Below are 9,663 nucleotides of genomic sequence, written 5' to 3' on the forward strand. Positions count from 1 at the left end.
CCGACGGGGTGGCAGGTGGGATTGATCCGTGTCGAGGACGTCGTGGTGGGCGCGCTGGTGGGCATCGTGGTGTCGGTGCTGCTGTGGCCGCGAGGCGCGACGGCGACGGTGGCCAAGGCGATCGAGGACTCCCGCGCAGTCGGCGCCAAGTTCCTCAAGGCGGCGGTGCTGCGGGTCACCCGGGGTGCGTCGGAAGAGGCAACAGATCGGGTGATCGCGCTCAGCCATGCGGCGTTGTCGGCGTCGCGGACCGTCGATGATGCAGTGCGCCAGTATCTTTCGGAGACGGGCGGCAAGACGGATATGCGGGCACCTGTGGTGCGGGCGGCGAACCGGGCGATCCGGGTGAGGGCCGCAGCGGAGTTGATCGCCGACATCGTGCCTCCGCCATTTGGTGTTTATCCGCAGACCCGCGGAGTGCTCGAGACTCACGCCGAGGTGATCTGCGCTCGGGTGACCGGCGATACGGGTCAGCCATTGCAGTCGATCAGTGACGACTTCGTGCTGGCGCTGCGCGCCGACGCACCCGAGGACGAGCTCGCGGTTCCCGCGGCGCTGCCGTTGACCGCCGCGGCGGCCAACCTCGGCGAGCTGGAACTGCTCTACCCGAAGGCCGCCGAGAAAGTGTTGACCGGAAAGGACTGAGCGATGCGTGTATTGATCGTCGGTGGGTCGGGAACCATTGGACGACGGCTGACGCCAGCGCTGGCCGAAAGACACGAAATCGTCGTCGCGGCAAGGAATTCGGGCGATGTCCGCGTCGACATCACCTCCGCTGATTCGGTCGAGGCCATGTATCGCGCGACGCCTGGCCTTGATGCGGTGGTCTGCATTGCCGCATCGGGACCGCTCGACGAGTTCGGCACACTGACCGAAGACCGGCTGCTTGAGAACATGCGCGGCAAGTTCTTCGGACAGGCCAATCTGGTTCTGATCGGCCAGCACTACGTGAACACCGGGGGATCGTTCACCTTGACGTCGGGCATCTTCGCCGACCAGCCGGCGGCGGGAGTGACCTCCGGCGGAGTGGTCAGCGGCGCGCTACACAGTTTCGTCCTGTCGGCGGCGCTGGAGTTGAAGGGCCGTTATCGCGTTAATGTCGTGAGTCCCACGATGGTTGAAGACTCCACCGAGGAATTCGGCCACCTGTTTCCCGATCTGAAACCGGTGTCGATGGACACCCTCGTCGGCCACTATGTTGGTTGTGTCGAGGGAGATGCGACCGGTGGCATCATCCGTGCCTACGGGTAGCTGCAGAAGTGGGGCGAAATGCGGGCTGTGAACGGTACTCGTTTCCGGTTCGAACACAGGAGAGTACTCGTGGGTCTTGCCGCTGACACGTCGTTCGCAACGGCCATCGCCTGCATGCCCGGCGACGAGGGCATGCGGTGACCGGGACCATGGCTCCTCCGCTAGTCGTATGGCTCGGCGAGGCGATGTTCACGTTCGCCCCAGGTAGGGACGTTACGGTCGGCCGCGACGCAGATACTGACATCCGCGTTGATATCGCTGCCAAGCAAGCGATTTCCCGCGTCCACATGGTGCTACACCCCGACGGAACACAGTGGGTCGCGATCGACAAGAGCCGCAACGGCATCTACGTCGACGGGACACGGGTGAGCACTGTGCCGATCGACGACGACGTGCGCATCACTCTCGGCGCCCCCGATGGGCCACCACTGACGTTCCGGATCACCACACAGCAGGTGCGGGTCGCGCAGGTCGCACCACCGCGACCGGCACCGCCCACGGCAACTCGGCCCGCGCGGCAATCGCCCGTTCCGCCTCCTCCGCGACCCACACCGCCGCCGCAGCGGCCCGCGGCACCGCCGATGCAACCGCCGCGCCACCAGCGGCCGGCACCGCCCCGTCAGATGCCGCCTGCACCACCGCCGCAGCACGCACCAGCGGCCGCTCCCCCGTCGACGCCGCCCCCGGTGCGCCCGCCCGTCGAGACCGAAGCCGACATGGTCGGGCGAATGACCGGGGCGGTCAAGAAGATGATGCCGCAGCGCCCGTCCGGGCCGCCGCCGGGAGCGATCACCATCGGCAGGCATTCCACATCGACTGTGGTCGTTGATGATCCGCTGGCCTCACGCACGCACGCCTATCTGGTCCCGGCGCCCACTGGAACGCAGCTGTACGACAATGCAAGCGGCAACGGCACTTTCGTCAATGGTGTCCGCGTCACCGCTGTCACGCTTCGGGCCGGCGACGTCATCACCATCGGCAACACCGACCTCACCTTCAGCGGTGGGACAACGGTGGCGGTTCAGAAGACCACCGAGGCGACCGGCGGCGTCCAGGCTCACCAACTCGGCCTTGCCATCGACGGCCACCAGCTGCTGACCAACGTGTCGTTCACCGCGCGGCCAGGCACCCTCACGGCGGTGATCGGGCCCTCCGGCGCCGGTAAATCCACGCTGATCAAGCTGCTCGGCGGCGCTGTCCAGCCCACCTCCGGCCAGGTGACATTCGACGGGCACGACGTACACGCTCAGTACGCGTCGATGCGGTCACGGATCGGGATGGTCCCCCAGGACGACGTCGTGCACCGACAGCTCACCGTTGACCAGGCGCTGTCCTATGCCGCACAACTGCGGTTGCCGCCGGACACGAGCAAGCCTGACCGGCGGGCGGTTGTCGACCGCGTGCTTGGTGAGCTCGAGCTGACCGAGCACCGCAAGAAGCGTGTGGACAAATTGTCCGGCGGGCAACGCAAACGTGCTTCGGTGGCGCTGGAGCTGCTGACCGGCCCGTCGCTGCTGATCCTCGACGAACCGACATCGGGACTGGACCCGGCGCTGGACCGCCAGGTGATGTCGATGTTGCGCCGCCTCGCCGATGCCGGCCGCACCGTCGTTGTCGTCACCCACTCCCTGACCTACCTGAACATGTGCGACCAGGTGCTGCTGCTGGCGCCGGGTGGCAAAACCGCCTACGCCGGTCCGCCAGCCGCGATCGGCGACGCTATGCGGACCACCGACTGGGCCGACATCTTCGCCTGGGTGTCCACTCGACCAGAAGACGCACACGCCGCGTTTCTTGCCCGCAACCCCGACGCTGCGCGGCCCGCGGCACCATCTGCCCCGGCCGGACCGCTCGGCGAACCGGCCCACACCAGCACCGGGCGCCAGATGCTCACCCTGGCCCGCCGACAGGTGCGGCTGATCTTCGCCGACCGCGGATACACCGTTTTCCTGGTGCTGCTGCCGTTCGTCCTGGGCGCGCTGTCACTCGTGGTCCCCGGCAACGTCGGTCTGGGTGTGGCCACAACTGCCAGCGGGGCGCCCAACGAGCCGACCCAGCTGCTCATCCTTGCCAACATCTCAGCCGTTTTCATGGGCACTGCGTTGACAATTCGCGACCTTGTCGGTGAGCGCACAATCTACCGCCGTGAGCAGTCGGTGGGATTGTCGGCAGGTGCGTATCTGGCGTCGAAGATCGTCGTGTACAGCGGGTTCGCCGCGATCCAAACCGCGATCGTGACCGCCATCGTCGTCTACGGCAAGGGCGGACCCACGCAAGGTGCTGTGGCACTGGGCAATCCGGTTTACGACTTGTACGCGACTCTGGCGCTGACCGCTATCGTCTCGGCGATCTTCGGGCTGCTGTGGTCGTCGCTCGCGCGTTCCAACGAGCAGATCCTGCCTGTGCTGGTGGTCGTGATCATGCTGAGCATCGTGTTCTCGGGTGGCCTGATTCCGGTCACCGCGCGCGTGGGTCTGGAGCAGGCATCGTGGTTTCTGCCTGCCCGTTGGGGTTTCGCGGCGTCGGCCTCCACCATCGACCTACTCAAGGTCGCGCCACTGGTCACGGTCGATGACCCGCTGTGGCACCACGCCCTCAAATGGTGGCTGCTCGACATGGGTGTGCTGCTGATGTTGGGGATCGTCGCCGCCATCCTGGTATGGCGCAGGTTGCGCCTACCCGCCAAGGACGCCGGTCCCGGCGAGCGGACACGCAGTGGTGCCTCCAAGGCCGCCGGGGTCGTCGTGGTGGTGGTCCTCGTCGCTGGATTCATCGCGGGCCTGTCGGTGCTGACTCGCGGCGGCAAAACCCGTGATGCTGCTGTGGATTCGCCACTGGCCGGCACTCCAACACAGGGTGCCGCGCCACCGCAGCAGCTGGTCGCTGCCGACCAGCTGGCCGGGCTTCTCCTTGACGCCAAGACGGTCAGCTCGGTGGTCCAGGCGCCTGGGCTGGCAGGTGCCACCTCTTCACCGGCGACGGCTCACCGCGTGAGCACCGCGACGCCGGAGACATGCGTGAGCGCCGTTGAAGCCGGCAACTCCCAGGCGTACGTGGGTACCAACTTCACCACGACGGCCGGCAGTGACCTGACAGACCCCGGTGATCCCAACATCAGTGTCAGCCAGTTCGTCACCAGCTACCCGAGCGCAGATGACGCGGCGTTGGTACAAGACGAGCAGATCAACGCTTGGCGAAATTGCGCCAACGCCGCGGTAACGCTCACGACCAACGGCCAGGCGCCACGCCAAATCACCGTTGGCAAGTCCAATTCCGTGGAAGGCCGACTCACTGCGACTTTCACCGAGCCCGGCCGCTCCTGCCAGCATGTGCTGGCCACGGATTCCAATGTCGTCATCGACGTTGCGGCGTGCACCTTCTCAGGCGGCCAGCAGGCCCACGACATCGTCAAGCAGATCACCGACAAGATCTCCTAGCCGCGGCGCTCAGTCCAGTTGCAGCAAATCGCCCTTGAGCGTCTGCGGCCAGCGCACCGGTGAAAAGTTGTGTCCGTGGTGGGGTAGCTGACCGTTTAATGTGAGACCCACAGGAGCGCCGGGATGGCCGAGTGCTGGCTGACAGAAAGCGAGAGAGTGTATGAGGTTTCGATTCGGTGCTGTGCTGGCGGTAACCGCCGCGGCGGCGGTCGCGCTGGTGGGCTGCTCGTCGAGTTCAGACACATCGAGCGGCGCCGACGCCGCGACCTTGGTCCAGCAATCGTCCGAGGCGATGAAGAACCTGACCGGCGCCCACTTCGTCATCACCGCTGAGGGCAAGATTCCCAACCTCAAGGTCACCAAGCTCGAGGCCGACGTGGCATCCAAACCCGCCGTGGCGGCCACCGGTACTGCGTCCATCCAGATGGGTCAGCAGAGCCAGGACGCCCAGCTCATCTACACCGAAGGTCACCTCTACTCCGACATCGCCGAGCCCGGCACCTGGGTTGACTACGGGCCGGGTAGCTCGATTTACAACCTGTCGGTGTTGCTCGATCCGCAGAAGGGCCTGGCCAACGCGGTCGCCAAGATCAAGGATCCCAAGGTTGAGGGCACCGAGGACATCAACGGGACCAAGACGACGAAAATCACCGGTACCGCGTCCACCAACGACATCGCCGAGTTGGCCGGCGCGCGCAAGGCGCCAGAGAAAGAGCAGACGGTGCCGATAACGGTGTGGATCTCTGATAGCGAGCCGCACTACCTGGTGAAGGCCGAGATCCAGCCCGTCCCGGACGCCAAGCTGGTCATGACGCTGTCTGATTTCGGCAAGCAGGTCAACGTCACCAAGCCTGCGGTTACCCCCTGACCCCAAAACTCCGACACTCCAAACTCTTTCAATTCTCCGGCGCGCCGACATGGCGCCCAGGAAAGGATTTCAGCTATGAAGGTGACCAAGTTGCAGGGCGCGGTGGTGATGGCCGCGGGTGTCCTAGGCGCGGCGACCATCAGTCTGGGCGGTGCTCCATCAGCGGGAGCCGCGTTGTACTACGGGGCGATTGCCTACGCGGACAACGGCGCCGGTGCATCGACGTGGAACTACCCGACGCGGTCCGACGCCGAGCAGTCGGCGCTGGATTACTGCGGTTACTCCAGCTGCGAGGTGCTGAGCAGCTTCAAGGACTGCGGCGCTGTGGTGTTCGACGGCAGCACTCTTCAAGGCGGCTACGGGCCGACGCTGTCTGCGGCAATCGCCGACGCAAAGAGCAGGCTCCCGGGAAGCTACGTCGACTCTTGGGCGTGTAACTCCTGACGCACCCGCGAGTACATGCACGCGCCGTGGCGAGGCGCACGTGGACGCACTAGGCCTCCTCGCGCTGACACTCGGTGTCCTCGTCGCCGTCGTCATGAGCTACTTCACGAGTTCGTCTGGAAGCCAACGTGATCCGGACATGCTCTGGGAAGGCCGACTAGCCGCCGGCATCGCCGCCATGGTCCCCGTCGGTATGTTGTGGACCGGCCAGGTAGTGGTGACCGTCTTCGCCACCCTGGTCGACGGCGGTATCCGGCCGATATGGCTGTGGGCGTGGCTGTTGGCGGCCCCGGTTGTGGGCGTATGTCTTCCGGCCGGCTCCCTGGTCTCCGGGTTGGAGCGGATTTCTCGAAAGGGTTCGCCTGGTCGGGATCTGCACGCGCGCACTGCCGCGGTGGCGCAGGCGGCCAACTTCGCCTGGGCCGATACCGTCGCCGGGCCGGGTTGGGAATTGCGTCGCACGCCACCGCTTCCGATTCACTGGCCACCGCCATCGAACGGGTCAGCGGTCTGGCTCTGCTACGCCGAAAGGGCAGGTGCGGCTGGGTCGATCGAGCTTGCCGGCCCCTGGGCACGGATCACGCTCACCTCGGATGCCCCTCAAGCGCCTGCCGTTGAGCGGCTGTCCGGCGCGGTCGAGCCGATTGGGTGGCGAAGCGTGCAAACGCCCGATTTGGCGGCCGGCGAGTCGCAGGCGGAGCTGGTTGGCGCAGTACGCCGGGGCGACCCCGACGGCATCCTTGCCCGCACCTTGGCCGAATGGCGGGCGCGTAACGTCCTTGTCGCTGCTCAGCCGACCGTTGCGCCGCACCTTCCTCCCGCCGCCTAGCACCGCAATCGGATAGGCAGGAGGCTGGCGCCGCCGACGCTGAAAGCGATGTGCGCCAGAGGGTCTGAACAACAGCGATCAATCGGTTATTGCATCGCGATACGCATGAGCAGTCGGGCGTACACGCGCGCGATGGTGTCGACCATTTCCACGACTTCGTCGCCCGTGGCAGCGGCCAGCGATTTCTGAAGTTCGGCCAAGCGGCGCCGAACAGGTTCGGCTCGCGCCGCGAAACACGGGTCGGTGGCCGGTGGCAGCTCCGCCATAGCGGCATCGATGTCGGCCAGGGCCAGGGTGGCCGAATCGACCAGGAGTGTACGACCAACAGTCGGGGTGATGACATCGGTGATCTCCCCGTGGGGCTGGCCCTCGCGGATCGCGTCTAGCGTGCCCGCCGGCCACGCCAACGCGACTTCGAGTGCGGCGCGAGTGGCCTGGTCGGGCCACCTGCGGCCCGAAATCAGTTCGGTCAACGCCTCCTGGTCGATGATGTTGTCCCGGTGGAGGTTTCGTGGTGACAGTCCGAGTTCTTCATACCGCTCCACGACGGCTTGACCGGTGCGCTGGATGTTCGGGTCGAGTTGGATCGGCGTGTGCTGCTCGGCGCCGATGTAGTGAAAGCTGACGGGAATCCCGTCGGGGGCGCCGAGGTGCACCGTCATGCCGTCGGTGATCGGCGTCTCGTGCTCAATCCGGCGCCCATGCACGTACACACCGTTTCGGCTGTCGTAATCGATGAGTTCCCAGCGCGCACCCGGCAGGAGGCGTACGTGGAGGCGGGAGATCCCGGGGTGGTCGATCTGAACGTGCGACGGGGGGACTTCGCGGCCGATGATGAATTCGCCATCGGCAACGCGGCGGAGCACTCGTTGACCGTTGAAGCACACCAGTAGGTCCTCGCCGACGGGCGCTGCCGCGTGGCTGTCATGGGCGGCGATGTCCATGGCCGTCCCCCTTCTCGTGCTGGCCTCTGGATGCGTTCGTGGCGCCAGGGTGGCGCGACACCTGAAACGCTAGCGCGAGTTGCAGCGCTGATGCAAGCGGCTACGCACTCTACGGTCGACCATATTGCAGCGTTGCGGCGTCTGCCACTGCTGCGCTGGGCCGTTTCGTCGGCATCTTCGGCGGGCTTCAATCGCCTATCTGCGCAGCTCAGGCGCAACTTGTCTGGTCGCGCTTCATTCATCGTCGAGCCCGCTTCAGATGCTAGGGCTTGCGCTTCAACTTTAGCTATGGTTATAGTCCTCGCACTGCTTCAATTTAACTCGCTTCAGAGAGGCCAGCCATGACCATCACCGTCACGAACAAGAGCATCAGCACTCTCGCCCGGCGTGAGGCGACCAGGACGCGCGGCACGGTCGTGCGACTGGCCACCGCAAGCGTGCTCGCCGGCATCGCCGCAGCGGCCAGTGCAGGTACCGCCGCCGCCGCACCTGGAGCCCCGTTGCCGGCGTTCACCGGACCCTCGAGCTTGGAGGCTCTGCTGCTCACCGACCGGGAGGTCGCCGCAGTCGTCGGCGCTCGCAATCTCGTCGAGATCAAGTCGGGGAACAGGCTCGGACACACCGCCGTGCGCCCCTCCGAGTGCACCAGCGCCTACGCCCCCTTCCAGGCCGCCGCGTACGCCGGCACCGACCCACAGGATGTCGCCTTCAAGGTGATTTCCGACGGCCGGAAGCAGAACCTGCTCGTCTCGGAGGCCGTCGTACAGCTGGGCAGCAAGTCGGAATCCCTTGCGCACCTGGAAGCCACGGCCGACGCCTGGGACGACTGCAAGGGCCTCACTGTCAGCTCCACCAGCGGTGGGTGGGTCCTCGACGCGCCGCGGGTCAACGACGACCGCACCATCGTCACCCTGGGCCAAACATCCGCCAACGGCGGCAGCACCTGCGAGCGTGCGATCGCCTCCTACCGCGACATCTTCATCGACGTGATGTCTTGCTCGTCGGGTCGAGCCGAAGGCCAAGGCGCCAAGCTCGTCCAGGAGATCGCCGCCAAGGCTGATAGCCAGCCGTTGTGAATCCGGAGCCCGAGACCACAGATAGGCGAATCATCATGTCCTTGAACACTATTCCAACCAATGCCCTGCCCGGCGCCGCTGCTACTCCGTGTAGCGCCGACCCTGATCGGTGGGCCGACGGCGGTGACGACCCTGAACTCAAAGAGTTGTGCCGCGCATGCCCCCGGCGCTGGTTGTGCGCTAAGGAGGCCGTGGAAACCCCCGGGGCCGAGGGTATGTGGTCGGGGGTGAACATCCCTGGCGGCGGACGGGGCCGCAAGTTCGCACTGCGCCAGCTGCAGTCCCTGGCCGCACACGGCGGCTACAAGGTCCGCCGCGAGCCCGCCTAATCGATCCGTTACACCCCAACGTATTTCGTCCCGCGGCAAATCTTGCGCCGCGCCCGCGCCTCGTCACGAAAGGACCAAACGAAATGTCTTACCCATCACCGCAGTCCGGCTGGCAACCCGGTTCGTACGAGCACCGCACGCCGCCATACGACTACGGACCGCAGGCACCGATGACGCCCTACGGATACGGCTATCCGCCGCCTGGGCCCGCGAAGGGCAACAACGGTGTGTTGATCGCGGTCATCGTCAGCATCGCGGTGGTGGCGGTCGGAATCATCGTGTACATCGTTCCGCTTCTTTTCGTCAGCCAAATGTCCAGCGGTGTCGACGAGATGATCAGTGAGACAACGGGCGGAAACACCGAGCAGATCCTCGACAACGAGATCGAGGTTACGTTCGGCACGTTCACCAGAGATACCGAGTTCACCAGCCTGACGCGCGGCAAACTGCCTGTGACGGTGCGCAATAAGGGTAGTGAGCGGGCC

Annotated in this window: 8 protein-coding genes and 2 pseudogenes; 9 read left to right on the top strand and 1 reads right to left on the bottom strand. The window is 65.7% G+C overall.

What is annotated here, in order from left to right; genetic code table 11:
- From VFH65_RS15635 to VFH65_RS15660, 6 genes and pseudogenes are all read left to right on the top strand, one after another.
- A pseudogene (locus VFH65_RS15635) lies at positions 1-645 on the top strand (FUSC family protein); the annotation flags it as partial.
- Between the two features lie 3 nt (positions 646-648).
- A complete protein-coding gene (locus VFH65_RS15640) occupies positions 649-1,251 on the top strand; it encodes a short chain dehydrogenase (RefSeq protein WP_353322638.1) in 603 nt (200 codons plus the stop codon).
- 149 nt (positions 1,252-1,400) lie between these two features.
- Positions 1,401-4,688 (top strand): ATP-binding cassette domain-containing protein, encoded by a 3,288-nt coding sequence (locus tag VFH65_RS15645; RefSeq protein ID WP_353322639.1) that lies wholly within the window; start codon positions 1,401-1,403, stop codon positions 4,686-4,688.
- A 160-nt stretch (positions 4,689-4,848) separates the two neighbouring features.
- Complete coding sequence (locus tag VFH65_RS15650) at positions 4,849-5,556, top strand: LppX_LprAFG lipoprotein (protein WP_353322640.1); 708 nt, start codon at positions 4,849-4,851, stop codon at positions 5,554-5,556.
- Between the two features lie 75 nt (positions 5,557-5,631).
- On the top strand, positions 5,632-6,000 hold the full coding sequence (locus VFH65_RS15655) for a DUF4189 domain-containing protein (RefSeq protein ID WP_353322641.1): 369 nt from the start codon (positions 5,632-5,634) through the stop codon (positions 5,998-6,000).
- A 40-nt stretch (positions 6,001-6,040) separates the two neighbouring features.
- Positions 6,041-6,829, top strand: a complete 789-nt coding sequence (locus VFH65_RS15660) for a hypothetical protein (protein ID WP_353322642.1) — start codon at positions 6,041-6,043, stop codon at positions 6,827-6,829.
- 86 nt (positions 6,830-6,915) lie between these two features.
- On the opposite strand, the gene VFH65_RS15665 is transcribed toward VFH65_RS15660, so the two are convergent.
- A complete protein-coding gene (locus VFH65_RS15665; RefSeq protein WP_353322644.1) occupies positions 6,916-7,773 on the bottom strand; it encodes an FHA domain-containing protein in 858 nt (285 codons plus the stop codon).
- A gap of 341 nt (positions 7,774-8,114) precedes the next feature.
- Between VFH65_RS15665 and VFH65_RS15670 the strand changes: the two genes are divergently transcribed.
- The 3 genes and pseudogenes from VFH65_RS15670 to VFH65_RS15680 form a co-directional block, all read left to right on the top strand.
- Positions 8,115-8,849, top strand: coding sequence for a sensor domain-containing protein (locus VFH65_RS15670; protein ID WP_353322646.1), 735 nt, complete (start codon positions 8,115-8,117; stop codon positions 8,847-8,849).
- 35 nt (positions 8,850-8,884) lie between these two features.
- Positions 8,885-9,178 (top strand): WhiB family transcriptional regulator, encoded by a 294-nt coding sequence (locus VFH65_RS15675; RefSeq protein ID WP_353322647.1) that lies wholly within the window; start codon positions 8,885-8,887, stop codon positions 9,176-9,178.
- 83 nt (positions 9,179-9,261) lie between these two features.
- Positions 9,262-9,663 (top strand): annotated as a pseudogene (locus VFH65_RS15680) (hypothetical protein); the annotation flags it as partial.

Source organism: Mycobacterium sp., assembly GCF_035697385.1.
Lineage (GTDB): Bacteria > Actinomycetota > Actinomycetes > Mycobacteriales > Mycobacteriaceae > Mycobacterium.